The 24,619-nt window shown below is 68.9% G+C and carries 21 protein-coding genes; 3 read left to right on the top strand and 18 right to left on the bottom strand.

What is annotated here, in order from left to right; all coding sequences use genetic code 11:
* The first annotated feature begins 79 nt into the window (after nt 1-79).
* Nucleotides 80-2,863 carry a DUF2339 domain-containing protein gene (locus tag Q0C57_RS02815; protein ID WP_296571779.1) on the top strand — a complete coding sequence of 928 codons (2,784 nt, stop codon included), beginning with the start codon at nt 80-82 and terminating at the stop codon, nt 2,861-2,863.
* A gap of 4 nt (nt 2,864-2,867) precedes the next feature.
* Here Q0C57_RS02815 and Q0C57_RS02810 read toward each other — a convergent pair whose 3' ends face one another.
* A complete protein-coding gene (locus Q0C57_RS02810; RefSeq protein WP_296571776.1) occupies nt 2,868-3,869 on the bottom strand; it encodes a WD40 repeat domain-containing protein in 1,002 nt (333 codons plus the stop codon).
* A gap of 124 nt (nt 3,870-3,993) precedes the next feature.
* Here Q0C57_RS02810 and Q0C57_RS02805 point away from each other — a divergent pair, with 124 nt between their 5' ends.
* A complete protein-coding gene (locus Q0C57_RS02805; protein ID WP_296571774.1) occupies nt 3,994-4,620 on the top strand; it encodes a histidine phosphatase family protein in 627 nt (208 codons plus the stop codon).
* Here the strand turns inward: Q0C57_RS02805 and Q0C57_RS02800 are convergent, their stop codons facing one another.
* From Q0C57_RS02800 to Q0C57_RS02720, 17 genes are all read right to left on the bottom strand, one after another.
* Nucleotides 4,621-5,751, bottom strand: a complete 1,131-nt coding sequence (locus Q0C57_RS02800) for a CaiB/BaiF CoA-transferase family protein (protein ID WP_296571771.1) — start codon at nt 5,749-5,751, stop codon at nt 4,621-4,623.
* A 94-nt stretch (nt 5,752-5,845) separates the two neighbouring features.
* Nucleotides 5,846-6,196, bottom strand: coding sequence for a helix-turn-helix domain-containing protein (locus tag Q0C57_RS02795; protein ID WP_296571770.1), 351 nt, complete (start codon nt 6,194-6,196; stop codon nt 5,846-5,848).
* Nucleotides 6,177-6,464, bottom strand: a complete 288-nt coding sequence (locus Q0C57_RS02790; protein ID WP_296571768.1) for a BrnT family toxin — start codon at nt 6,462-6,464, stop codon at nt 6,177-6,179. Before Q0C57_RS02790 ends, Q0C57_RS02795 begins: the two co-directional genes overlap by 20 nt.
* Nucleotides 6,465-6,522: 58 nt before the next feature.
* Nucleotides 6,523-7,104, bottom strand: coding sequence for an amino acid synthesis family protein (locus tag Q0C57_RS02785; RefSeq protein WP_296571765.1), 582 nt, complete (start codon nt 7,102-7,104; stop codon nt 6,523-6,525).
* Nucleotides 7,101-7,967 carry a UPF0280 family protein gene (locus Q0C57_RS02780; RefSeq protein WP_296571763.1) on the bottom strand — a complete coding sequence of 289 codons (867 nt, stop codon included), beginning with the start codon at nt 7,965-7,967 and terminating at the stop codon, nt 7,101-7,103. The genes Q0C57_RS02785 and Q0C57_RS02780 overlap by 4 nt, the downstream gene beginning before the upstream one ends.
* 2 nt (nt 7,968-7,969) lie before the next feature.
* Nucleotides 7,970-8,428, bottom strand: coding sequence for a MarR family transcriptional regulator (locus Q0C57_RS02775; protein WP_296571760.1), 459 nt, complete (start codon nt 8,426-8,428; stop codon nt 7,970-7,972).
* Nucleotides 8,425-9,933 carry a 6-hydroxynicotinate reductase gene (locus tag Q0C57_RS02770; RefSeq protein ID WP_296571757.1) on the bottom strand — a complete coding sequence of 503 codons (1,509 nt, stop codon included), beginning with the start codon at nt 9,931-9,933 and terminating at the stop codon, nt 8,425-8,427. The genes Q0C57_RS02775 and Q0C57_RS02770 overlap by 4 nt, the downstream gene beginning before the upstream one ends.
* 234 nt (nt 9,934-10,167) lie before the next feature.
* Nucleotides 10,168-12,978 (bottom strand): molybdopterin cofactor-binding domain-containing protein, encoded by a 2,811-nt coding sequence (locus Q0C57_RS02765; RefSeq protein ID WP_296571754.1) that lies wholly within the window; start codon nt 12,976-12,978, stop codon nt 10,168-10,170.
* Nucleotides 12,978-13,841: an FAD binding domain-containing protein gene (locus Q0C57_RS02760; RefSeq protein ID WP_296571751.1), complete on the bottom strand. Its 864-nt coding sequence runs from the start codon at nt 13,839-13,841 to the stop codon at nt 12,978-12,980. Before Q0C57_RS02760 ends, Q0C57_RS02765 begins: the two co-directional genes overlap by 1 nt.
* Nucleotides 13,841-15,547: a hydantoinase B/oxoprolinase family protein gene (locus Q0C57_RS02755; RefSeq protein ID WP_296571748.1), complete on the bottom strand. Its 1,707-nt coding sequence runs from the start codon at nt 15,545-15,547 to the stop codon at nt 13,841-13,843. The genes Q0C57_RS02760 and Q0C57_RS02755 overlap by 1 nt, the downstream gene beginning before the upstream one ends.
* Nucleotides 15,544-17,583, bottom strand: a complete 2,040-nt coding sequence (locus tag Q0C57_RS02750; protein ID WP_296571745.1) for a hydantoinase/oxoprolinase family protein — start codon at nt 17,581-17,583, stop codon at nt 15,544-15,546. Before Q0C57_RS02750 ends, Q0C57_RS02755 begins: the two co-directional genes overlap by 4 nt.
* Before the next feature lie 63 nt (nt 17,584-17,646).
* The gene (locus Q0C57_RS02745) at nt 17,647-18,378 is read right to left on the bottom strand and encodes an ABC transporter ATP-binding protein (protein WP_296571743.1); all 732 of its coding nucleotides are present in this window, start codon (nt 18,376-18,378) and stop codon (nt 17,647-17,649) included.
* Nucleotides 18,378-19,169, bottom strand: coding sequence for an ABC transporter ATP-binding protein (locus Q0C57_RS02740; RefSeq protein WP_296571740.1), 792 nt, complete (start codon nt 19,167-19,169; stop codon nt 18,378-18,380). The genes Q0C57_RS02745 and Q0C57_RS02740 overlap by 1 nt, the downstream gene beginning before the upstream one ends.
* Entirely contained in the window at nt 19,169-21,079 is a 1,911-nt protein-coding gene (locus Q0C57_RS02735) for an ABC transporter permease (protein WP_296571737.1), read from the bottom strand. The genes Q0C57_RS02740 and Q0C57_RS02735 overlap by 1 nt, the downstream gene beginning before the upstream one ends.
* 123 nt (nt 21,080-21,202) lie before the next feature.
* Nucleotides 21,203-22,429, bottom strand: a complete 1,227-nt coding sequence (locus tag Q0C57_RS02730) for an ABC transporter substrate-binding protein (RefSeq protein WP_296571734.1) — start codon at nt 22,427-22,429, stop codon at nt 21,203-21,205.
* 210 nt (nt 22,430-22,639) lie between these two features.
* A complete protein-coding gene (locus Q0C57_RS02725; RefSeq protein WP_296572134.1) occupies nt 22,640-23,641 on the bottom strand; it encodes an asparaginase in 1,002 nt (333 codons plus the stop codon).
* Nucleotides 23,642-23,707: 66 nt separating this feature from the next.
* On the bottom strand, nt 23,708-23,962 hold the full coding sequence (locus tag Q0C57_RS02720) for a DUF6356 family protein (protein ID WP_296571730.1): 255 nt from the start codon (nt 23,960-23,962) through the stop codon (nt 23,708-23,710).
* 139 nt (nt 23,963-24,101) lie between these two features.
* Here Q0C57_RS02720 and Q0C57_RS02715 point away from each other — a divergent pair, with 139 nt between their 5' ends.
* Nucleotides 24,102-24,581 (top strand): Lrp/AsnC family transcriptional regulator, encoded by a 480-nt coding sequence (locus Q0C57_RS02715; RefSeq protein ID WP_296571727.1) that lies wholly within the window; start codon nt 24,102-24,104, stop codon nt 24,579-24,581.
* The last annotated feature ends 38 nt before the right edge of the window (nt 24,582-24,619 follow it).

Here is a 24,619-nt window from a genome sequence, read left to right as displayed (position 1 = left end):
AGGCCGCATTGGGCTGAACGTCGCTGGTGCATGCCGCATCGGCGCAGCACCACTTTCGGCCATCAGGGGGCCGCAGCGCATGGAATACGTCGTCGGCATCGTCCTCGTCCTGGCCCTCGTCCTCGGCCTGCCCATCCTCGCCATCGCCGCCTTCATCCGGGCCGGCGACGCCAGGCGGCGGCTCGTCGCGGTCGAGATGCGGCTGCGCCAGGCGGAGACCGAGCTCGGCCTCCTGCGCGCGGGGCTGGCCGCCGGGACGCCCATCGCGCAGCCGGCGGATGACTTGGCTCCGGAGGCACCGGCCGAACCTCAGCCCTCCCCGTCGCTCCGGCCGGAGGACTTCGCCGAGCCGCTGCCGGCACCCCTCACCGAGGAAGTCCCGCCGTCACGGCGGTCGGTGCCCGCTGTCGCCAGTTCGCGCCCGCTCGAGGCCATCGATCCGGTGGAGGCGCCTGCCGCAGCGCCGGTACCCCCGCAGCCCGCCGGCCTCGGCGGTTTCGAGGAGACCATCGGCTCGCGCTGGGCGGTCTGGGTCGGCGCCATCGCACTCGGCCTCGGCGGCATCTTCCTCGTCCGTTACTCCATCGAGCAGGAGCTCGTCGGCCCGGGCCTGCGCATCGCCCTCGGCTTTCTCTTCTCGCTGGCATTGCTGGCGGGCGGCGAATGGCTGCGCCGCAACGACAAGGGCCTGCCGGCCCTGCCGGTCGCCGACATCCCCTCGGCGCTGACCGGGGTTGGCGCCGTGGCCGCCTTTGCCACCATCTATGCCGCCCATGCGCTCTACGATTTCATCGGGCCGGCCCCGACCTTCATCGCCCTCGGCGCGGTCGGTCTCTGCACCCTCGTCCTGGCCGGCGTCCACGGCCCGCTGCTCGGCGGCATTGGCCTGGTCGCTTCCTTCGCGGCGCCTTTTCTCGTCGCCGCCAGCGACCCCAACCCCTTCGTCTTCCCGATCTATGCGGCGGTCATCACCGCCGCCTGTTTCGCGCTCGCCTGGATCCGCGACTGGCCCTGGCTGCGCTATGCCGCGACCTCGGTCGCCGTGTCGCTCGGTGCCCTGACCCTCGTCGTCACCTCCGGCGGGGCCTATCCGAGCCTCGTCCAGGCGCTGGCGGGCCTCGCCACCGCGGCATTGTTCGTCGTCCCCGGCATCCGCTTCGCGCCGGCACGCGACAGGGGCGTCGATGTCGGCGCCGTCGCCATTCTCGGCGCCTTCGCCTTCCTCGGCCTTCTCGCCGTCATGGAGGGGCGCCAGGACATGGCGGCCGTCGCGCTGTTCCTGGCCTTCGGACTTGCGGTGCTGGTCCTCGTCTGGCGCGCGCCGTCGGTCGCCCCGGCAGCCCCGCTCACCGGCCTCTTCGCGCTTCTCCTGCTGCTCGGCTGGGCGGTGGGCGTCAGGCCCACGACCCTCCTCGACCCGCTCGGTGTACCCCCCGACTTCCCCGACGTGCTCTCGCGCATCGTTGGGACCGGTCTCGCCGTCGCCCTCGTCTTCGGCATCGGCCCGGCATTCCTCGCCGTCTGGCGTCGCCAGCGCGAGGCCTGGGTGGTGCTGACCCTCGCCATGACCTCCGTCGCCATGCCGCTGGCCGTCCTCGCCATCGTCTACGGCAAGGTCGAGGGCTTCGTCATCTCGCCGCGCTTCGCCGCGCTCGCCATGGTGCTCGCCGCCACGTTCGGTGCGGCGACCGAGGCGGCGCACCGGCTGCGATCGGGCCGCCGGCCCGGCCTCGCCTCGGCCTCCGCGATCTATGCCATCGGCGCCCTGGCCGCTCTCGCCTTCGCCCTGACCTTGCTGCTCGAGCGCGCCTGGCTCACCCTCGCCCTCGCCGCGATGATCGCCGGCATTGCCTGGGTCTATACGTTCCGTCCGCTGCCGCACCTGCGCTGGGCGACGGCGCTGGCCGCCTGTGCCGTCCTCCTGCGCGTGCTGTGGGATCCGGCGATCAATGGCATCAATGTCGGCGACATGGTCATCCTCAACTGGCTGCTCCCGGGATATGGCCTGCCCGCGCTCAGCGCCGCGGCGGCGGCCCTGTTGCTGCGCCAGCGGCGCGGCGAGGACGCCCCGGTCCGCATCCTCGAGGCCCTTGCCATGGTCTTCGCGGCGCTGCTGGTGATCGTCCAGGTCCGCCACGCCTTCGGCGCCTACGGCTTCACGCTCTTCGCCGCGCCCATGCAGTTCCCGGAGGCGGCGACCCATACCGTGACCATGCTCGCCTTCGGCCTGGGCCTGTCGCGCCTCGGGGCCCTCCGCACCGGCGCCTTCTGGGACAATGCGGTCCTCGTCCTCCGCTTCGCCTCCTGGGCCTGGATCGCTGTGGTCATGGGTTTCGCCTTCAATCCCTGGATCACCGGCGGCTATGTCGGCCCGCACCCGATCGTCAACTGGGCCCTGCTTGGCTATGGCCTCGGCGCCGCGCTGGCCGTCCTCGCGGCGGTCATGGAACGGCGCGCCGGCCGCACTGTCGAATGCCGCGTCATGGGCCTGTTCGGTCTCGCCATGCTGGTCACCTATCTCAACATCACCGTGGCGATGCTCGCCCGGAACGAGGTCTCGTTCTGGAACATCGGCGATGGCGAACTCTATGCCTATTCCGCCGTCTGGCTGGTCGTCGGCATCGCCCTGCTCGCCGCCGGTGCCGCCTTCGGCAGCCGCACATTCCGCCTCGCCTCGGCCGCCATGGTGGCTCTCGCCGTGCTGAAGGTCTTCCTCGTCGACATGGCCGGGCTGACCGGCCTGTGGCGTGCGCTGTCCTTCATCGGCCTCGGACTGGTTCTGCTGGTCGTCGGGCGTGTCTACCAGCGGGTGCTCGGCATCGCCCAGGCGCGCGGCGCGACCACGCCGCCGCCCGCCGGGTGACAGCCTAGAGGCTGGCGAGGCCGGCCTTGCCGCTCTCGGTGCCGAAAGCGACCGCCTTGCCGTCGGCGCGCCAGGCGAGCGCCGTGACGGCGTCGCCGTCCGGCTCCCGCATCAGGATCTCGGCGCCGTCCTCGATGCGGCAGAGCAGGATCAGGCCGTCGGCGAACCCCGCCGCGATCACCGGGGAGGCGGGATGGCCGGCCACCTGCGTCACCTTGATGCCCGCCTTGGCGGCGGGCGCGATCATGGTTGGGGTGGCGCCCATCGGGCCGTTCTTGCTGGAAAAGGGCCAGAGGATCGCCTCGGCGGCGCCGGATGTCGCGAGGAACTTGCCGCCCTGCGTCCAGGAGAATGAGCGCACCTTGCCGGGATAGCCGGACATGCGCATGTGCTGGCCGTCCTCGAGGCGCCAGCCATGCAGTTGCGCGTCCTGCATGGTGGTGACGACGAAGCGCTGGTCGGCGCTGACCGTGATGCCGAGATGCGAGCCCTTCCATTCGAGCTTCACCGGGTCGCCCTGAACGTTGGGATACCAGAGCGTCGCGCCGTTGTAATGGGCGATGGCGAGCCGCAGCCCCTTGGGAAAAAAGGCGATGCCGCCGGCCGCCGAGGGCAGGGACAGGCTCAGCGGCTCGCCCTTGGCCTGGGCGACGAAGACCTTGCGGCCGGCGCTCCAGGCCATGGCGCCGCTCGGACCGAGGGCCACCCGGTCGATCCACGTGCCGCCGCTGTCGTGGATTCGGCGCAGGTCTCCCCTGCGATCCATGGCCAGCACGCGGCCGTCATCGCCGCCCGTCAGCAGCACCGAGCCGTCGCAGGCGGAGTCCAGAATGCCGCCCGCGTGGAGGGACAGCCGCCGGTCGGTCTCGCCGGCGAGGATGATCTCGCCGGAAGCCAGGGCCAGGGCCGCATCGGCCCCGAGAAAATGGGCGGCGAGCACCGTCTCGCCGGCATCGATCGGGCGGATGCGGTCACGGATGGAGGGGCGCTGCGTCTCGGTCGTCATGGCCCTTTGCTAGCCCAAGGCCTCGCGGAAGGCGAGGGGGAGAACCGGGGATGGCGCGCCGCGCCCCTTTGACATCGGCTCCGGGCTGGTCCATGCCAACGCCCGATTTTTGAGGAGATACCCCTTGGCCAGCGGAACCCCGACACAGGTCGCGCCGACCCTCGGTTACGACGCGATCCAGGACCTTTCGCGGGCCGTTCCGTTCCGGCCGCGCCTGTCGCGGCTGATCTTCCTGCGGCATGGCGAGACCGAGGGCAACCGCAAGGGCATCTACCAGTTCCCCGATACGCCGCTCAACGCTGCGGGCGAGGCACAGGCCGCCGAGGCCGCCTCGATCCTGGCGCTGGCCTCGATCACCCGCGTCGCCGCCAGCCCGATGATGCGGGCCTGGCGGACCGCCGCCATCGTCACCGACGGCCGCGACATCACGCCCGAACCGGACGCCGCCCTGCAGGAGCGCCTCTATATGGGCCTGTTCGGCACCCCGGTCGGCACGCTCGACTGGCGTGTCGATCCGCCGGCCTGCGAGAGCCTGGCGACCTTCGTCCACCGTACCGGCCATGCCCTGTCGCGCTGGACGGCGCTGGAGGACGATCCGGAGGGCGACCTGCTGATCGTCGCCCATGGCGGCGTGCTGCTGGTCCTCGCCGCCCTGACCGGCGTCGACGTCCACACCGAACTGCGCCGCAACGCCACGCCGATCCTCTTCTCGCGCACCACCGGCGGCTGGGAGGCCACCGCGGCGGGCTGATCAGCCGCCGAATTCAGCCTTCACCCTGGCCGTATGTTCGCCAAGCGCGGGAACCGGCCCGAATTGCGGGATCGCCCCGTCGTGGAGGGCGCCCGGGGCCAGCATCCGCTTGCGGCCGGCGGGCGTGTCCACGTCCATGTAGCGGTTCTGCGGGTGGACCTTGAGGTCATCGAGAGAGGATACCCGGCCATAGGCGACCTTGGCCGCTTCCAGCCGCTCGACAACCGTCTCGCGCGGATGCTGCGCGAAGGCGGCGAGGATGATCGCGTCGAGATCAGCCCGGTTGGCGACGCGCTTGACGTTGGCGTCGAAGCGCGGGTCGGTGGCGATGGCCGCATCGCCCAGGACATTCTCGCAGAGCGAGACCCATTCGCGCTCGTTCTGGATGGAGAAGAGGATCGCCTTGCCGTCGGCGCAGGGATAGGCCCCGTAGGGTGCGATGGTTGGATGGTTGAGCCCCGAGCGCGGCGGATAGATGCCGCCATAGGCGTACTGGAGATAGGGCACGTTCATCCAGTCGGCGAGCGCATGGTAGAGCGACACGGCGATGTGGCGGCCCTCGCCGGTGACGGACCGGCCGATCACCGCCTGCAGGATGGCCTGGTAGGCGGTCATGCCGGCGGCGATGTCGCAGACCGAGACGCCGACGCGCGCGCGGGCGTCGCCCTCGCCGGTGATCTCGGAGAGGCCCGATTCGGCCTGGACCAGCAGGTCATAGGCCTTGAGGTGCTGCCAGGGGCCTTCCTCGCCATAGCCGGAGATGGAACAGGTGATGAGGCGCGGATGGCGCCGGCGCAGCGTCTCCATGTCGAAGCCGATACGCTTCAGCGCGCCGGGGGCGAGATTCTGGATGAAGACGTCGGCCTTGGCGACCATGGCCGCCAGCACCCCCTGGTCGCCACCATCCTTGAGGTCGAGGACGACGGATTCCTTGCCCCGGTTGAGCCAGACGAAATAGGCGCTCTCGCCGTCCACCGCCTTGTCGTAGCGGCGCGCGAAGTCGCCCTCGTCACGCTCGATCTTGATGACGCGGGCACCCGCATCGGCAAGGCGCGAGGCGGCATAGGGCGCGGCCACCGCCTGTTCGACGGAGACGACGAGGAGGCCGGCGAGATCGGTCTGGGAGGACATGGGCGCAGGGCTCATTCAAGGAGATGGTCCGCCCTCATAGAGATAGGCCGCACATGAGGTCCAGCCTCGCCGCCGAGGGGCAGGCCTGACGCCGTCAGGAGGCCAGCGCCCGGTCCACCGCCTCGCGCTCCTGCTCGATGACGGTGATGTAGGCGAGGAAGGCGCTGTCCGGCATAGTGCGGCCCTGCTCGATGTCACGGAGACGGCTGAGATTGATGCGGTAGCGCTCGGCGAATTGCGGCTGGCTGAGATTCAGCGACTGACGCAGCAGGCGGACGCGCCGGCCCGCGACGCCGCGGTCGAGTTCCTCCTCGGTGGAGGGCGGATTGTCCGGATCGTCGAGCGCGTTCTGCTCGATCTCCTCCAGTGTCATGGCGTCCATGCGCCGCTCGAAATCTGGGTCGAGCGGCGGCAGACTGTTCGGATCAAGCGGGAACCTGCCCATAGCTCTTCTCCTCGGTGCGATTGGCGCGACGGGCCGAAATGATCCAGAACAGACGACCGCGCTCTGTGTAGACGACGGTGTAGAGCTTGGTTCCGATCCGCCCGGTGACCTTGCGCCGCTCCTCGCCGTCCGCCACCCTCGTCGTGTCCCTGTCGACGCGCAGTGGGTCGAAGAAGACCCGGCGCGCATCCGCGAACGACACGCCATGCTTCTTCAGGTTCGAAGCTGCCTTCCCATCATGCCAGTCGAAGTCGAGCGACAACGTCATAGGTTATCATACGGAAAATCCGTATGATACATGATCATGGCGTGCGTGATCGGCTGGTTCACCTCTGTCCGTCACGCTTCGCAATCTGGTCCTGCGTGAGACCGCCCATGCGCGGATGCGGCCGGCCGCCGGTGGTCATGGCCAGGGCGAAGAGGATCTCGTCGGGGCGCGGTGAGTCCTGAACCATCAGCGTCACGCCGTCGAAATGCGAGCGCACATAGGCCGCGTTGCGGTGATGGATGGGCACGTCGAGGATGGCGCCGAGCGGTCCCACCTTGGTCATCGACGGCACGATGGCCAGGGCCTCGCCGAGCAATTCGCGCATGGCATAGCCGCCGGGCACGTGCCAGAGGGCACCGTGCTCCAGTTCGCCGGCCGAGCCGATCAGCGAGCCCTTACCATAGGCCTCGATGGCGGCCGTGTCGCCGCCCAGCGCGTTCAGAAGCTTCGTCGCGCATTCCAGGCCGAGGGGTTTGAGCGCCTCCATCATCGGCTGGATGTCCTCGACATAGCGGCCGGCATAGGGGTTCTTCAGCACGGCGGCGATCCATCCCTTGAGGATCGGCCTGTCGAGCTTCGGCCCGCCGTCGTGGCGGACCTCCTCGACGCCGACGACGATCTTCCTGACGTCGATGGTCATGGTTTCAACTCCCTGAGGCTGCGTGTTGGTCCGAGGATGCGGGTCTCGCCCTGGAGCATCAGCGCCGCATCGAAGATGAGGCCGCGCCGTCGGAACTGCTCGGCGCGCGCATGGCCGGCCTCCAGAGCGGCGAGGATCTGCGGTTTGGCGAGCCGGCCGACGGCGGTGGTCACCAGGAGACTGCCGAGATCGCTGTCCGGGTCGAGTGCGCAGGCCGGGCTGCGGCGGATGGCCGGGTCGTCAACATCGACGGCATTGGCGATCAGCGTCGCGGCGACATCGGCCGAGGCGGCGTCGCGGGCGAGGACCGTGACGGAATCGGCGATGCCGAGCGAGAACGACCGCCCCTGCGCACCGGAGGTGGCGATGCCGCCGATCCCGTCCCGCTCCGACAGGGTAATGCGGCCATTGAGGGCGGGAACGGCCCCGCGCGCGAAATCGGCGGCAACCGCCACATCCATTATTTCGCCCTCGGTCAGGTGGATGGCGATGTCGCCGCCATCATTGACGAAGGCGCGGTCGAGCGGCGCCGCCGTCACCAGGGTCTCCATCAGTTCATCCGCCACCGCGCCGGCCACCGCTGCCATCGGCGTGACGAAGAGGCCGGCATGGGGCCGGCAGGCCGCCACCATGCGGCGGGCCACCGGGCCGTCCACGCCCGGGCGCTCGGCCATCGGCTTGCGCAGTTCGGTGAGTTCCCCGGCGAGTTCGGGCAGGATGGCGCCGAACCGTGCGACCACCGCCTCATAGGCCTCGCGCACCGCGCCCGCCGCGCCCCAGGCCCGCAGCACGACGTCGATCGGCCCATGCTGCAGATGCAGCCGGTCGCCGTCGAGGCGCTGGACCGTCGGGGCCTCCCACATGGTCAGCCGATCCGCCCGAGCAGGGCGAGCAGCGTCGCGGCTTCCTCGGCCGACAAGGGCTCGAGCGTGCGCGCCGAGACCTCCGGCCCCCGCGCCTTCATGGCCTCGACCGTATCGCGGCCGGTGGCGGTGAGTTCGAGAAGGACGAGGCGCGCATCGTTCGGGTCGACCGAGGGCGAGACGAGGCCGCGCTTGGCAAGCCGCCCCGCCACCCCGAACATCGTCGCCGGATCGATGCCGACCAGGCGGCCCAGCTGGTTCTGCGAGGTTGGACCGAGATCGTGCAGCTTGGCGAGCGCGGCATATTGCACCGGCGTCACGTCCAGCCCGTCCATCACCTGCTCGAAAATGGAGCTGGCGCGCTGGTGGGCGCGCCGGATGAGGAAGCCGATCTGGTCTTCGAGGACATAGGGTTTGTCCGGCGCCATCTCGCCGACGCGCTTGGCTCGCTTGACCGTCATGGGCGCTTCTCCGGGAAGGGCCAGGGATTGCCGTCGATCCAGCCGTCGATCCGTGCCTGCGGTGCGACGTCGCGCAGGATGTCATCGATGGAGACGACATCGTCCATATGCCCGCCGAGCCGCTCGTAGAGCGCCCGCGGCAGGGTGAACTCGATCGGCGCGACGATGGCAGGGGTGGGCACGTAGCCGAAGGCGTTCTTCGGCAGTTTTGTCACATCGGCCATGACGGTGATGCCGCCGCCCGGCCACAGATAGACCGGCGCGCCGCCCATGGTGACCTTCGTCTCGCCGGAGGCGACGGACCGGGTGAGCAGAACCGGATTTTCGGTGACGCCGGCCCTGAGGCTTCCGCCGGCGCCGGCCATGAACAGGACCGTGCAGAGCGAGGGCTCGCAATTCTCGCCGATGCGATCGACCACTTTCATCACCGCCTCCGGGATCGGGGCGGGCACCGGCACAAGGTTCTCGTCCAGCACGCAATAGAGGAAATGCTCGCCGGTGGTGGAGGTCATCAGCAGGCGCAGGCCCGGCCAGGCCGTCTCCGGATCGATCTTCTGGATGATCGACAGCGGGTCCTCGATATCCGTGCCGCCCCAGCCGATGCCGGGATTGGCGACCTGGAAATAGCGGCCGGGCGTCGACTTGCGCCCGCGCACGCGGATGCCGGCCTGGCGCATGTCCAGCACCTTGCCGGCCTGATGCTCGGTCAGCACGCCGGTGATGTGATCGTCGACGACGATGACCTCGTCGACATGGCCGAGCCACTGCTTGGCGAAGATGCCGACGGTCGCCGAGCCGCAGCCCACCCGCATGCGCTGCTCGGGCTTGCCGTCGACGATGGGGGCCTGGTTCGCCGCGACCACCACCTCATGGCCGCCGTCGATCACCATGGTGACGGCCTCTCCGGCGCAGAGCTTGAGCATCGTGTCGCAGGTGACGTTGCCCTCCTTCTTCGAGCCGCCGGTGAGATGGCGCACCCCGCCGATGGAGAGCATCTGGCTGCCATATTCGGCCGTCGTGACATGGCCGACCTGCTCGCCGCCGACGCGGATCGGCGCCGCCTCGGGGCCGAGATGGCGGTCGGTGTCGATCTTCACCTTGACGCCGCAATAGCTGAAGATGCCCTCGGTCACGACGGTGACCGTGTCGACGCCCTCATGAATCGCCGAGACGATGAAGGGGGCCGGCTTGTAGTCGGGATAGGTGGTGCCGGCGCCGATGGCGGTGACGAAGGTGCGCTGGGGATCCAGCGCCTGGCCATCCCAGTCATTCGTGCCGAAGGGGACCATCTTGCCACCGTCCTCGACAGTCTTCGCCAGCAGCACGACCGGGTCGGTGCGCACCAGCTGGCCGTTCTCGTTGGCATAGCGCGAACAGGCGCCCGCACGCCCTGGGCGGATGCGGCACAGGACCGGACAGGCGTCGCAACGCAGGATGCCGCCGCCCTCGTCGGCGCCGAACTTCCTCGAGCGCGCTTCGAGCGACAGGTGGTCAGTGGCGGTCATGACGACCTCCTGGGATGGGGTATCGGGCGCGAGCTTGTGCGGGAGGCTGCAAGGACTGCCCCACCCGTACCCTCCCCGCTCGCGCGGGGAGGGGGACCACGGCGTCGCGGCCTATTGGAAACGGTCGCGCCTGGCCCGACGCTCGAGACCAGTCCAGGGCGTCATAGTCTCCCTCCCCGCGCAGCGGTGAGGGTGCGGATGGGGCATGGATCAAGAGCGCCGAGAAAGACGTCCTCATTCCGCCGCCTCCCGTCCCTGCATCGCGGCCCACAGCCGGTGCGGCAGGACCGGCACCTCGGTCATGCGCACGCCGACGGCGTGGCGGATCGCCCCGAGGATGGCCGGGGCGGTGGCCACCAGCGCCGGCTCGCCGACGCCCTTGGCCCCGAACGGACCCTCCGGCTCGGTATCCTCGATCAGATGGATGGTGATTTCCGGCATGTCGCCGGCCGTCGGGATCAGATAGTCGTGCAGGTTCTCGGTGCGGCCGGGGAGATATTCCTCCATCAGCGCCAGACCCAGCCCCTGCGCGATGCCACCGTGGATCTGCCCCTCGGTCAGGGTCGGGTTGATGGCCCGCCCGACATCGTGGGCAGCGAGGATCCGCGTCACCTTCACCGTGCCGAGCAGGCGATCGACTTCCACCTCGGCCACCTGCGCGGCGAAGCCGTAGGTGGCGTAGGGAATGCCCTGGCCCTTGGCGTCCAGCGCCGTGGTCGGCGGATCATATTCGCCCTCGCCGGCGAGGACGATGTCCGCCTCCGATGCCAGGACCGACAGGTCGATGACCCGGCTCGCCTCGCCGTCCTCCACCGTCAGCCTATGACCGTCGAGGGCGAGCCGGGCCGAGGGACCGGCATTGGCCAGCGCCAGGATCTTCGCCCGGAGATCCCTGCCGGCGAGCTTCGCCGCATTGCCCGAGACGAAGGTCTGGCGCGACGCCGAGGTCTTCCCGGCATCGGGAGTCCGGTCGGTATCCCCGACGATGAAATCGAAGGCGGCCGTCGGCAGCCCCAGCGCATCCGCGGCGATCTGCAGGAGCACGGTCGAGGACCCCTGGCCGATGTCGACGGCGCCGTTGAGGAAGGTCAGCCGGCCGTCGCGGGCGAGCGTGATCCGCATCTTCGACGGATTGGACATGGAGGTGTTGCCGCAGCCATACCACATGCAGGCGACACCGACGCCGCGGGCGGTGCGCCCGCCCATGGCGTTGTGGGCAGCGGCCCCGGCCATGAGCCGGTCGTAGTCCGCTTTCACCGAATCGAGGCATTGCGGCAGGCCGGCCGAGGCGTAGAGGATCTGCCCCGTCGGGGTCCGGTCGCCGTGGTCGATGGCATTGATCCGGCGGATGGCCCAGCGGTCGATGCCGAGCCTCTCGGCGAGATCGTCGATCAGCGTCTCGCCGGCCAGGGCCGCCTGCGGCACGCCGAAGCCGCGGAAGGCGCCGGCCGGGACCTCGTTGGTATGGACGGCGCGGGTGGCGTTCCTCACATGCGGCACCTTGTAGGGGCCGGTGGCGTGGACCGGCACGCGGTTCGCCACCGTCGGCCCCCAGGAGGCATAGGCGCCGGTGTTGAAGTCGCCGGTCATCTCATAGGCGGTGAAGCGGCCCGCCGCATCGGCCGACATCCGCGCCTGGATCTGCGAGGGATGGCGCTTGGTGGTCGAGGCCATGCTCTCGGTGCGCGAATAGACGATGCGGACGGGCTTCCTCGTCAGCCAGGCGGCCACCGCGATGAGCGGCTGGATGGAGACGTCGAGCTTGCCGCCGAAACCACCGCCACAGGCGGTCGGGATGATGCGGACCTGCGCCATGGAGACGCCGACGACGCGGGCGACCTCCTCCTGGTCCATGACCGCGGCCTGGGTGCAGGCGGTGACTTCGATCCGGTCGGAGGAGTCATCCCACGCGATTTCTTCACGCGAACCGGTTCCCGCTTCGCTTGAAATCGCTTTTGTCCTGACCGCATAACCGGCTTCCGGCTCGATGTAGGCATGTTCGACGAAGCCGGTGCGGAAGCGGCCTTCGGCGGTGGCAGTGCCCAGCCGGTGCCCCTCGGCGATGTCGCCGGTCTCTAGATAGCCGCGGGTCAGGACATTGTCGGGTATATTGGCATGGAGCGGCGTCACGCCCTCAGCGAGGGCCGCATCGACGCCGATCAGCGCCGGCTCCACCTCCCAGGTGATCGGCAGCGCGGCGTCGGCGAGTCCCTCCACGGCCTCGCGCGTGCCGACGAGGGCGAGGATGGCCTCGCCGCGGTAGCGCACGAGGCCCGGCGCCAGCACCGGCTGGTCCTTGATGGTCGGGAAGATGCCGAAGGAATTGGCGCCGGGAATATCTGCGGCTGTCAGGATCGCTTCCAGCCCCGGATGGGCCGCCTTCACCGCCGAAAGATCGCCGAGGGTGAAGCGGGCGCGGGCATGGGGCGAGCGCACCGCGCGCATCCACAGCGCACCTTCGGGAGCGAAGTCGGCGCCGAAGCGGTCGGTGCCCTGGACCTTGGGGAGCCCGTCGGCACGGGCGATGCGGGCGCCGACGGCGGCCCCCGCCTCGGCCACGGGGGCGAAGGCATTGGCGCCGCGCGCCACCGCCTCGATGGCCTCGACGATCTTGATATAGCCGGTGCAGCGGCAGAGCACGCCGCCGATGCCGTCCTCGATCTCGCGACGGGTCGGCGCCGCTTTGTGCGCCAGCAAGTCGGCCGCCGCCATGATCATGCCCGGCGTGCAGATGCCACACTGGGCGGCGCCGGCCGCGAGAAAGGCGGCGCGCAGCCTGTCGACGAGCGGGTCCTCGGCCTCGATCGTGGTGATCGCCCGGCCCTCGGCCTGCGCCGTGGCGACGAGGCAGGCGCAGACCTGCGCGCCGTCCATCAGCACCGTGCAGGCGCCACAGTCACCCGCATCGCAGCCGATCTTGGTGCCGGTGAGGCCGAGCCCTTCGCGCAGCGTATCGGCGAGGCTGGCGAAGGGGTCGGCCGCCACCATCCGGTCGGTGCCGTTGACGGTGAGCGTGACGGTCGGAAGGACGGGACGGTCGAGCATCAGGCAGCCCTCCGGGCGGCGGTGGCGGCAAGATCGGTGAGCGCGTCGCGCACCAGCGACTCCGCCGCGGCGAGACGGTAGGCGGCGGAGGCGCGTACGTCGTCAATGGGGGCGAGGTCGGCGAGATGGCCCGCCGTGACCAGTCCAGCGGCCTGCCCGAGGGGCTGGCCGAGGAGGGCGGCTTCGAGGGCGGTGAGCCGCTGGGCGACGGCCGAACAGGCGCCGACGGCGATCCGCACGGCGGTGATGGTGCCGGCCTCGTTGGTGACGACGATTGCCGCGACCATGGCGATGGAGATGACAAGATATTTGCGGGCGCCGAGCTTCAGGAACGTCGAGCGGGCACCATGCAGCTTCGGTACGATCAGGGCGGTGACGATCTCGTCCGCCGCCAGCGCCGTGCTGCGATAGCCGGTGGAGAAGGCCTGGACCGGAAGGGTGCGCGTGCCGCCCTTTCCGGCGACTTCCACCACGGCGTCGAGCGCCATGAGATTGGGGATGCCGTCGCCGGCCGGCGATGCCGTGACGAGATTACCCGCGAGCGTTCCGAGATTCTGCACTTGCAGGCCGCCGACCTCCCGCGCCGCGCGGCGGTAGCCGTCGAAGAGGGGCGGCAGCCCGGCCGCAGCGAGATCGCTCCATGTCGTCAGCGCCCCAAAGCGCCAGCCGCCCGGCTCCTCGGTGATGCCCCTGAGGCCGGGTATGGCGGTGATGTCGAGCACAGGTCTGTGGGCGGGGTCGCCCCAGGCCCGGCGGGCGGTGCGCACCGGATAGACGTCGGTGCCCCCTGCGAGGATGGTCACGTCGTGATCGGCCTTGATGGCGAGGGCATCGGCCAGGCTGGTCGGGCGGAAATACTGCATCAACCCCTCCATCCCCACAGAGCCTCGGCCTCGGCCGCGGTGTAGTAGCCGCGGGCGACGTCGCGGGCGATCGCGGCGGGGTCGCGCTGGCGCGGATCGCCATAGCCGCCGCCGCCGGGCGTCATCACCTCGACCCGGTCCCCGGCGCGGATGGCCAGCCCCTGGTCCTTGGACAGGTGTTCGGGGATGGTCGTCTCGGTCCCGCGGTGGATCTTCACGACATTCGGCGCGCCGTCCTGGCCGCCCAGCACGCCGGGCGGGCCGAAGCGGCCGTGATCCATGACGAAGGAGGCGCGCGCCTCGCCGCGCAGCAGCTCCACCTCGTAATGCACGCCGAAGCCGCCGCGGGCCTTGCCGGCACCGCCCGAGCCCTCGCGCAGGGCGAAGCGGCGGAACAGCACGGGATAGTACTGCTCCATCACCTCCACCGGCGCCGTCTTGGAAATGCCGATGGTCGAGCAGCCATTGGTCAGGCCGTCATGGCCGGCATTGCCGCCATAGCCGCCACCGGTGATCTGGTACATCACATAGCCGGCTTGTCTCGCCGGGTCGAAGCCGCCGAGGGCAAAGTTGCCGGAGGTGCCGGCGGGGGCCGCCGTCACCTTGTCGGGAATGGCCTGGACGAGGGCGAGGAACACCGCCTCGGCGATGCGTTGCGAGACCTCCGCCGCGCAGCCCGAGACGGGGCGCGGATATTGCGCGTCGAGGAAGGTGCCCTCGGGCTTGAGGATCGTCAGCGGCTCGAAGGCCCCCGAATTGATCGGCACGTCCGGGAAGATGTGCTTCACGCCCAGATAGACCGACGAGCAGGTGGTGGCGAAGACCGAGTTCATCGGCCCCTGGCAGGGCGGCGAGGAGCGCGAGAAGTCGAAGGTCATCGTCTCGCCGGCCTTGGTCAGGGTCAGGGCGATGCGCAGCGGCTCGTTCACGACGCCGTCGGAATCGACGAAGCTCTCGGCCTCGTAGACGCCGTCGGGAATGGCGCGGATCTCCGCCCGCATGCGCTCGGCCGATCGGGCGCGGATCTGGCGGATCGCCTCGTCCAGCGTCGCCGTGCCATATCTCGCGACGAGATCCATCAGCCTGTTTTCGCCCACCAGCAGCGCCGCCGCCTGGGCCTTGATGTCCCCGATGCGCTGGTCGGCGATGCGGATGTTGGAGGAGATGATGGCGAAGATCTCGGGGTCCATCGCGCCGCGCTTGAACAGCTTCACCGGCGGCAGCCGCAGGCCCTCCTGCTCGACCTCCGTGGCATGGGCCGAGAAGCCGCCGGGCACCATGCCGCCGATATCGGGCCAGTGGCCGGTATTCTGCAGCCAGCAGAACAGCGCGCCATCGACGAAGACCGGCTTGGCGAAGCGCACGTCCATGAGGTGTGTGCCGCCGAGATAGGGGTCGTTGACGATGTAGATGTCGCCCGGCTCCGGGCGGCCCACCTTGCCCTCGGCGATGAGGCGGATGATGTGGCCGGTCGAATGCTGCATCGTGCCGACGAAGACCGGCAGGCCGAACTCCCCCTGGCTGATCAGCGCACCGGTGTCGCGGTCATAGATTCCGTCGGCGCGGTCGTCCGCCTCGGCGATGACGGGCGAGAAAGCCGAGCGCGAGAAGGCGATGTCCATCTCGTTGCAGACCTGCTGCAGGCCCGCCTGGATGACGGCGAGGGTCAGGGCGTCGATGGGAGTGGGAGATGTGTGGAGGGTCATGCCTTCACCCGGAGATTGCCGATGGCATCGACGGTCGCCACCGCGCCCGGCTCGATGACCGTGGTGGCGTCGATCTGCTGGATGACGGCCGGGCCGATCACAGAGGCACCGACCGGCAGGGCATCGCGCGAATAGACCTTGGCATCCCACCAGCGCCCGTCCGCATGGACCTGCCGCTCGCCGATGATGGCGCCTTCCACGGTTCCCGCCCGCGCCGAGGCGTCGAGCAGGGCGGAGAGCGGGAAGGGGCGACGCCGACCGATGACAGAGGTCACGAGATTGACCAGAACGGCCCGGATTTCCGGCAGCCGTACCTGGAAGCGGTGGAAATAGGCCGCCTCGAAGGCCGCCTGGATCTCCGCCCGCGTCACATCGGGCGAGGCGAGCGGCACGCGGATGAGATGGGTCTGGCCGCGGAACTGCATGTCGGCGCCGTGGATGACCAGGGTCTCCTCGATCTCGGCCTTCTCCTCCTCGACCACGGCGAGGGCGCTGTCGCGCTGCGCCGTCATCAGCCGCTTCACCTCGTCCATGTCGGTCTGGTCGAGCGGTTTGTTGACCGTGTTCACCCGGTCCTGGCGCAGGTCCGCGACGAGGCAGCCCAGAGCATTGGTCAGGCCCGGACGCGCCGGCACGAGAACCTCGGGGATCCCGAGTTCGCGCGCCAGCGCCACGGCGTGGAGCGGCCCCGCGCCGCCGAAGGCGAAAAGCACGAAGTCGCGGGGGTCGTAGCCGCGCGACAGCGACACCATGCGGATGGCGCCGGACATGTGGACATTGCCGAGGCGGATGACAGCCGCCGCGGCCTCCTCGACGCTCATGCCCAGCGGCTGCGCCAGGTCGCGCGCGAAGATGGCGCGGATGTCGTCGCGGGAAACCTTCCCCTGCACGGCGGTGAGCCGGTCGGGGTCGAGCCGGCCGAGGATCAGGTTGGCGTCAGTGATCGTCGGACGGGCTCCACCCCGCCCATAACAGATCGGGCCCGGCTCGGACCCGGCCGAATGCGGCCCGACCTGCAGCATCCCCGCCGCGTTGACCGAGGCGATGGAGCCGCCGCCGGCGCCGACGGTGCGGACGTCGACCATGGGCAGGTGGATCGGCAGGCCGTAGTCGATGGTCAGCTCCGCCGACACCTCGGGGATGCCGCCATGGATGAGCGCCACGTCGGTGGAGGTGCCGCCCATGTCATAGGTGATGGCATTGGTGAGGCCGGACTGGGCCAGCGTCGCCGCCGCCGCCATGACGCCGGAGGCGGGGCCTGACATCACCGTCTTGGCCGCCTCTCGTGCCACAAGCGTTGCCGGCACAGTGCCGCCATTGCCGTTCATCACCAGGAGGTCGCGGGAAAACCCCTTGGCGGAGAGATCGGCCTGCAGCCGCTGTACATAGCGGTCGAGGATCGGCTGCACCGCGGCATTGACGCTCGCCGTCGTGCCGCGCTCGTATTCGCGATATTCGGAGAGGAGTTCATGGCCCAGCGTCACGTAGCTGTTCGGCCAGACGCTGCGGACGATCTCGCCGGCGCGCAATTCATGGGCGGCATTGGCGTAGGAATGCAGGAAATGCACGACGATGGCCTCGCAGCCGGCCGCGGCCAGGGCCTCGGCTTCGCGCTTCACGGCGGCCTCGTCGAGCGGCGTGACCACCTCTCCTTGCGCGTTCATGCGCTCGGCCACCTCGCGGCGGAAGGGCCGCTCGATCAGTGGCTCGAACGTGCCGGTCATGCCATAGGCGCGCGGCCGGGTGCGCCGTCCGAGTTCGAGGGTGTCGCGGAAGCCCGCGGTGGTGATGAGGCCGACCTTGGCCACCTTGCGCTCAAGCACCGCATTGGTGGTCGCCGTCGTGCCGTGGATGATGAGGTCGAGATCGGCCGGGCTGACGCCGGCTGCCTCGATGGCCTTGACCACTCCCACCGCCTGGTTGGCGATGCTGGTCGGCACCTTGGCGAGCTTTACGGTCACGCTTGCCCCGTCCTGCTCGGTCAGGAGCAGGTCGGTGAAAGTGCCTCCAACGTCGATGCCGGCAACGCGCCTCACGATGTCGTCCTTTTCGTTCGTCTACGAACGGTGCGGTCGGAGCCACGCCGTCCGGCGTCGGTTTCACACGCTGAGATAGGCTTCCCTGACCTCGTCGTTCGCCTCGAGGTCCTCCGTTGTCCCCTCGTATCGGATGGCGCCCTTCTCGATGACATAGGCGCGGTCGGAGACGGCGGAAGCGAAATAGAGGTTCTGTTCCGACAGCAGCACGGCGATGCCCTGCGCCTTCATGGCGAGAACGGCATCGGCCATCTGCTCGACGATGACGGGCGCGAGGCCCTCGGAGGGCTCGTCCAGCAGCACGGCATGCGGATTGCCCATCAGCGTGCGGGCGATGGTGAGCATCTGCTGCTCGCCGCCCGACATGGCCGAGGCGCGGCGGCCCTTCATTTCCGCGAGGTTCGGGAAGATGGCGAAGAGCCGGTCGAGCGACCAGGGCTCCTTGCCCGGTGCCCCCGCTGCCGCCTTCCGGCCGACCTCGAGGTTCTCGAAGACGGTCAGGTCGGTGAAGATCCGCCGGTCCTCCGGCACATAGCCGATGCCGAGGCGGGCGATCCGGTAGGGCTGCCAGCCCGTCACATCCTGGCCCTCGAAACTGACCGTGCCGGCATGCGGCGACACGACGCCCATGATCGCCTTCAGCGTCGTCGACTTGCCGGCGCCGTTGCGGCCCATCAGCGCCACGACCTCGCCGGCGCGCAGCGTGATGTCGACGCCGAACAGCACCTGGGCATGGCCATAGGCGGCGGCAATGCCGCGGGTCTCCAGGATGGTGGCGGTGGGTGCTGCGGTCATCAATGGGCCTCCGCGGCCTGTCGGCGGGCCTTGAGGGCGGCCTGCGACCCCGCCTCGCCGAGATAGACCTGCTTGACGCGCTGGTTGGAGCGCACCTCGTCGGGCGTGCCGGTGGCGATGATCTCGCCGCGGACCAGCACGAGGATGCGGTCGGCATGGCCGAAGACCGAATCCATGTCGTGCTCGGTGAAGAGCACGCCGATGCCATGGGCGCGGGCAATGTCGGAGGTCAGCTGCATCAGGGCCGTGCGCTCCTTCGGCGCCATGCCGGCGGTGGGCTCGTCCATGAGCAGGAGCTTGGGCTCCGAGGCGAGCGCGATGGCGAGCTCGACCCGCTTGACGTCGCCATAGGCCAGTTCGTTGACCGGGCGGTCGGCCATGTCGGCCATGCCGACACGGGCGAGAAAGCCGATGGCGGCATCGCGGTGCAGCCGGGTGGCGGCCTCCTTGACCGAGCGCGTCTGGCCGTGATGAGAGATCAGCGCCATCTGCACGTTCTCGACCACGCTCATCGAGATGAAGGTCTGGGCGATCTGGAAGGTGCGGCCGACCCCGAGGCGCCAGATCTCGCGCGGCGGCTTGCCGGTGATGTCCTGGCCCGCCAGAACGATGGACCCGGCATCGGGCGTCAACTGGCCGCCGACCATATTGAAGGTCGTCGACTTGCCGGCCCCGTTCGGACCGATGATGGCAAGCATCTCACCCGCTGCGAGGCTGAAGGTGACATCCTTGCCGGCGGTGACGCCGCCGAAGCGCTTTTCGAGGCCGGTGACGCTCAGGAGCGGCTGCATCACGCGGTCTCCCTGGCAACAGCCGCCGGGGTGGCGGGAGTGGGCGCGCGGCGTCCCAGCCGTTCGCGCAATCCGTCCAGCGCGCCGACCACGCCCTTCGGGAAGATCAGCACGATGGCGATGATCGAGACACCGAGGAAGAAGCGCCAGAAATCGGTGAGCGGCATGAAGAAGTCCTTCACCGAGTGGAAAACCGCGGTGCCGACAAGCGGGCCCATCACCGTCTGAATGCCGCCAGTGAGGATCATCATCAGGAAGTCGATGGACATGGCGATGGAGATCATCGTCGGGTCGATCGAGCCCTTGGAGAAGGAGTAGAGCCCACCGGCCAGGCCCGCCGCAGCACCTGCGACGATGAAGGCGAGCCAGCGATGGGTCTTCACGTCGATGCCGATGGCATCGGCCCGGTTGGCGCTGTCGCGGGCGGCGCGCAGCGTGTAGCCGAAGGGCGTGTAGAACAGGTGCCGCAGCGCCACGATACTGGTCAGGGCGAGCACCGCGACGACGTAGAAATAGACCTCGCGCGTCGCCGCCCAGCGCGACGGCCAGACGCCGACGACACCGTTGTCACCCCCCGTGACCTCAACCCACTGGAAGAAGATGGCATAGGTGATCTGGGCGAAGGCGAGCGTCAGCATGGCGAGATAGATGCCGGAGAGGCGGACGATGAAATAGCCGAACAGCGCGGCTGCCAGGCCCCCGGCCAGCGGTGCCGCCACCAGCGCCAGTTCCATCGGCGCCTTGAGCGGCCCGGTGACGAGCAGGCCCGCCGCATAGGCGCCGACCCCGAAATAGGCGGCATGGCCGAAGGAGACGATGCCGCCATTGCCGATCAGCAGGTTCAGCGAGAAGGCGGCGAGCGCGAACACCATGATCTCGATGCCGACTTTCACCTTGTAGGTATCGCCGAGGATGGGCACGAGCAGCAGCGCGAGGGTCAGCACCACCCAGACCATGGTCTCTTTCCTGGAGAAGCCCTTGAGGTTGAGGATGCCCTCGGGGAGCACGGCGCGGCCCGAGGCGACCTCCGGCTTGCCCATCAGGCCCCAGGGCTTGACCACCAGCACGACCGCCATGAGCAGGAAGACCAGGACCAGCGTGATTTTCGGGAAGATGAGGATGCCGAAAGCCTCCAGCATCTTGATGATCAGCGCGGCGATGAAGGCGCCGGGGACCGACCCCATGCCACCGATCACCGTGACGACGAAGGCCTCGGTGATGATCGAGAGGTCCATGCCGGTATTGGCCGGCAGGCGCGGGATCTGCAGGGCCCCGCCGAGACCGGCGAGGAAGGCGCCGAGGAACAGCGTCCCAGTGAACAGCATGGCCTGATTGACGCCGAGCGCCCCGACCATCTCGCGGTCCTGGGTCGCGGCGCGGATCAGCACACCGAAGCGTGTCTTGTGCATGATGAGGAGGAGGGCGCCGAGCACCGCCGGGCCGACGAAGATCAGGAACAGTTCATAGGCCGGAAAGCGCTGGCCGAGGATCTCGATGCCGTGGCGCATGCCGGGCGCGCGCGGCCCGGTAATGTCCACTGGCCCCCAGATTTTCAGCACCACGTCCTGGACGATCAGCACGACGCCGAAGGTGGCGAGCAGCTGGAACAGTTCCGGCACCCGGTAGATGCGGCGCAGCAGCACCACCTCCATGATGACGCCGAGGACGCCGACCACCAGTGCCGAGGCCAGGACGCCGACGAAGAACAGCGTCGGCGAACGGTCGAACTCCAGCAGCCAGGGCACGATGGTCACCGCCATATAGGCCCCGAGCATGTAGAAGGAGCCGTGGGCGAAATTCACGATCCGCGTCACGCCGAAGACGATGGTGAGGCCGGAGGCGATGACGAACAGCGACGAGGCGCTGGCCAATCCCGACAGGGTCTGGATGACGAAGAAGGAGAGATCCATCGGTGGGGGGCTCTCGGCGCGAGCGATAGGAGCAGGGTCGCGGCGTCGCCGCGGCCCATCGGGGGAAACGATCCCGGGCGCAGCGGCCCGGGACGTTCATGTCATGCGGAACAGGTCCCGCCCTCAGATCCGGCGGGCGGCGCGGACCTCGGCCTCGGGGAACATCACGTCGGCGCCGTCGACATAGCGGAAGTTCTTCATGGTCGGCAGCTTGCCCTTCAGCGTGGTCTCGCCGACCCAGGCGCCGAGCGTCGACTGCTGGTCGATGGCGCGCATGGTGACGGGGCCGCAGACGGTCTGCGTCGTCAGGCCCTTGAAGGCCTCCATCATCGCCGCCGTCTCGGTGGACCGCGACTTGTTGAACATGTCGCGGATCATGAAGGGCACGACATAACCGAGCACCGAGCCGAGGCGCGGCGTGTCGTTGAACTTCGCCTTGTAGGCGGTGACGAAGGCCTGGTGGCCATGCGTGTCGACCTGCTCCGGCGGGTAGCCGGTGACGATCCAGCCTTCCGGCGTCTCGTCGCCGAGCGGCAGGAGATATTCCGGCTCGCCGGTGAGGAGGCTGACGACGGTGCGGCGCTCAAACAGGCCGCGCGTGTTGCCCTCGCGCACGAAGGCGGTCAGGTCGGCACCGAACAGCACGTTGAAGATGCCGTCCGGGCGGCTCTGGGCCAGCGCCCCCACGGTGGCGCCGGCATCGACACGGCCGAGGGCCGGGAACTGCTCGGCGACGACCTCGAAGCCCGGCACCGCGGCGCCCATCAGGCGCTTGAAGGCGGCGACTGCCGACTGGCCATATTCGTAGTTCGGTGCCACCAACGCCCAGCGCTTCACGCCCTTCGACTTGGCGGCATCGACCAGCATCTTGGTCTGCATATAGGTGCCGGGCCGGACGCGGAACGTGAAGGGATTGCCGCTGCCCATGGTCAGGGCGTCGGTCAGGGGCTCGGTGGCGAGATAGAGCACCTTCTTCTGGTTGGCGAAGTCGGCGAGCGCGAGACCGACATTCGACAGGAAGGCGCCGGCGATGAACGTGACGTTCTCGCGGGTCACGAGTTCCTCGGCGACACGGACGGCATCGCCCGGCGTGGCCCCGTCGTCGCGGTAGATGATCTCCAGCGGACGGCCGCCGAGGCCTGCGAGACCGCCGGCGGCGTTGACCTGCTCGACGGCGAGTTGCATGCCGTTTCGGTAGGGCACCGCGAACGCGGCCATGCGGCTGTAGGAATTCAGTTCACCCACCTTGACCGGTGCGCCCTGGGCGGCACCGGTGCCGGCGGTCATGGCCACACCGGTGGCGGCAAGGCCCCCGACGACGGTGCGACGCGACAGATCAAGCTTCGTCATGACAATCTCCCCTCAGATGCGGGCGGCGGGGACCGCCCGTTCCACCTCTGACCGAGACTTCCGTTTTTTGTTCTTCGGAAGATCATTCGTAAGCGAACGATACCGCGTCCCGTCGGACTGGCAAGAGGCTTTTTTGGAATTTCTTCGAACTGCGCGCAGCCGTCACGACGACGCCCGAGAATGGCGGAAAAAAGACTTCTAATCAGGAGGTTATGAAAAGGTCGGACGCAGGCCGCCGACAGTGATGCCGTTCCAGTTCTTCATGACCGGCGTGACGAAGCGCCCGAATTTGGCAGCCGTTGCCTCGTCCATGGGCAGCAGTTTCCGCAGCAGCGTGGCCATCATCACCTCGCTCGCGCGCGAGGCTCCATCGGCACATTTCAGCGCGATTCCGAGTCCCTGTTCGGGCAGCGCGGCGCAGAACACGCCCTCGGCCCCTGTCTTGACGAAGGCCCGAGTTCCGAGGAGCCCCATCACGTCGGTGCAGAAGCGGCCCGACCCCGCGACCATGAAGGGCTCGGCGGCGCAGGCCGCCCTGAGCCGCGCAAAGGCCTTGGCGCGTTCCACCCCGACGCCTGCGCCGGTGGCGACCTTGGCGAAGCCATGGGCGAGCTTCGTCAGGGGAATAGCGAAGGTCGGGATGGAGCAGCCATCGGTGCCGACCGCGGTCTCGGCATCGAGGCGGTGGCCGGTGACCTCGCCCACCGCCTCGGCGACGAAGCGCTGGACCTTGTGGTCGATGCCGACATAGCCGCGCACATCGATGTCCTGTGCGCAGGCGAAACAGACGAAGCCGGCATGTTTGCCGGAGCAGTTGTTGTGCAGGGCCGAGGGCTTGCCGCCCGAGCGGGCGAGGGCATGGGTCGCCGCCGCTCCCGAGGGCCAGTGGCTGCCGCATTCCAGGTCGGGCTCGCCGAGGCCGGCCTTGGCCAGCATGCCGGCGGCCGTCGCCACATGCCGCTCCTCACCGCCATGCGACGAGCAGGCCAGCGCCAGTTCGGCCGCGCCGAAGCCGTAGCGGTCGGCGGCGCCGCTCTCGACCAGCGGCAATGCCTGGAGGACCTTGATGGCGGAGCGCGGATAGATGGCGCGCTCGACGTCGCCGATGGCGAACACGACCCGGCCCGTCGCGTCACAGACGACCGCCGCGCCGCGGTGGACGCATTCAACGCTGATGCCGCGCAGGACTTCGACGAGGACGGGATCGGTCAGGGACATGGCAAGCTCCGGCAGCAAGGCTGCCGCGATAAGCCAGAACCGGCGATGGGAAAAGCTCTGTTATTCGGCCGCTTGCCGCCCCGGGGCGATCTGGCCCTGCGGCGCCATGCGGGCGTTCATGTCGGCGACCATCTTCTTGACGATGGTCGAGGCCGTCTTCTCGAACAGGAACGGCAGGAAGGCATGGACCAGGGCGCAGAAGGCGCAGAAGGCGAAGGTGCCGGAATAGCGCAGCGCCGCGCCCATATGTTCGAAATAGCTCTCGTTGACCGCGCGGGGATGGGCGAGGAAGGCGGTCTTGGCACGTTCGATCATCGGGGGAGCTCCAGCGTGGCGGGCGGGATGGCGACAATGATGCGCAGGTTAACCTGTTTACCCTGAGATGATGTCCCAATCGTTTGATGTTTATGGCAATTGAAGTGGACATTGTTGCACATAAGGCTATTTTGGTGGGATGATATCCCTCGTTGCAACGCTCGATTCCATCGACAAGGCCCTGCTCCGGCTCGTCCAGCACGATGCCGGCCTGTCCATGGAACAACTCGCCGAGAAGGTGAACCTGTCGCGCAATGCCTGCTGGCGGCGGCTGAAGCGGCTGGAGGACGAGGGCATCATCCGCGCCCGCGTCGTGCTGGCCGACGCGGCGAAGCTCAATCTCGAGCTCACCGTCTTCATCGCCGTGCGCACCAGCCGGCACGACGGCGACTGGGCTGCCCGGTTCCATGCCGCCGTCCAGGACATTCCGGAACTGCTCGGCGTCTACCGGACGGCGGGGGAGATCGACTACATCCTCCATGCCCGCGTGCCGAACGTCGCCGCCTATGATCGCCTCTACAAGAAGCTGACCGCCAGGATCGAGATGCAGGACGTCTCGGCGAGCTTCGTCATGGAGGAGATCAAGGAGGTCACCGCCCTGCCGCTCGACTTCGTGTGAGGGAATGGATGCCGGCTTCTGCTTCCATGGTGATGTGT

Origin of the sequence: Phreatobacter sp., from assembly GCF_022843985.1 — a bacterium.
Classification (GTDB): Bacteria; Pseudomonadota; Alphaproteobacteria; order Rhizobiales; family Phreatobacteraceae; genus Phreatobacter.
This window is presented reverse-complemented; position numbering and strand designations above follow the sequence as displayed.

Excerpts from the sequence above, each read along its gene's own strand:
- Q0C57_RS02815 (WP_296571779.1), top strand. The coding sequence starts at position 80 with ATGGAATACGTCGTCGGCATCGTCCTCGTCCTGGCCCTCGTCCTCGGC.
- Q0C57_RS02810 (WP_296571776.1), bottom strand. The coding sequence starts at position 3,869 with ATGACGACCGAGACGCAGCGCCCCTCCATCCGTGACCGCATCCGCCCG.
- Q0C57_RS02800 (WP_296571771.1), bottom strand. The coding sequence starts at position 5,751 with ATGTCCTCCCAGACCGATCTCGCCGGCCTCCTCGTCGTCTCCGTCGAA.
- Q0C57_RS02795 (WP_296571770.1), bottom strand. The coding sequence starts at position 6,196 with ATGGGCAGGTTCCCGCTTGATCCGAACAGTCTGCCGCCGCTCGACCCA.
- Q0C57_RS02790 (WP_296571768.1), bottom strand. The coding sequence starts at position 6,464 with ATGACGTTGTCGCTCGACTTCGACTGGCATGATGGGAAGGCAGCTTCG.
- Q0C57_RS02785 (WP_296571765.1), bottom strand. The coding sequence starts at position 7,104 with ATGACCATCGACGTCAGGAAGATCGTCGTCGGCGTCGAGGAGGTCCGC.
- Q0C57_RS02780 (WP_296571763.1), bottom strand. The coding sequence starts at position 7,967 with ATGTGGGAGGCCCCGACGGTCCAGCGCCTCGACGGCGACCGGCTGCAT.
- Q0C57_RS02775 (WP_296571760.1), bottom strand. The coding sequence starts at position 8,428 with ATGACGGTCAAGCGAGCCAAGCGCGTCGGCGAGATGGCGCCGGACAAA.
- Q0C57_RS02770 (WP_296571757.1), bottom strand. The coding sequence starts at position 9,933 with ATGACCGCCACTGACCACCTGTCGCTCGAAGCGCGCTCGAGGAAGTTC.
- Q0C57_RS02765 (WP_296571754.1), bottom strand. The coding sequence starts at position 12,978 with ATGCTCGACCGTCCCGTCCTTCCGACCGTCACGCTCACCGTCAACGGC.
- Q0C57_RS02760 (WP_296571751.1), bottom strand. The coding sequence starts at position 13,841 with ATGCAGTATTTCCGCCCGACCAGCCTGGCCGATGCCCTCGCCATCAAG.
- Q0C57_RS02755 (WP_296571748.1), bottom strand. The coding sequence starts at position 15,547 with ATGACCCTCCACACATCTCCCACTCCCATCGACGCCCTGACCCTCGCC.
- Q0C57_RS02745 (WP_296571743.1), bottom strand. The coding sequence starts at position 18,378 with ATGACCGCAGCACCCACCGCCACCATCCTGGAGACCCGCGGCATTGCC.
- Q0C57_RS02740 (WP_296571740.1), bottom strand. The coding sequence starts at position 19,169 with ATGCAGCCGCTCCTGAGCGTCACCGGCCTCGAAAAGCGCTTCGGCGGC.
- Q0C57_RS02735 (WP_296571737.1), bottom strand. The coding sequence starts at position 21,079 with ATGGATCTCTCCTTCTTCGTCATCCAGACCCTGTCGGGATTGGCCAGC.
- Q0C57_RS02730 (WP_296571734.1), bottom strand. The coding sequence starts at position 22,429 with ATGACGAAGCTTGATCTGTCGCGTCGCACCGTCGTCGGGGGCCTTGCC.
- Q0C57_RS02720 (WP_296571730.1), bottom strand. The coding sequence starts at position 23,962 with ATGATCGAACGTGCCAAGACCGCCTTCCTCGCCCATCCCCGCGCGGTC.
- Q0C57_RS02715 (WP_296571727.1), top strand. The coding sequence starts at position 24,102 with ATGATATCCCTCGTTGCAACGCTCGATTCCATCGACAAGGCCCTGCTC.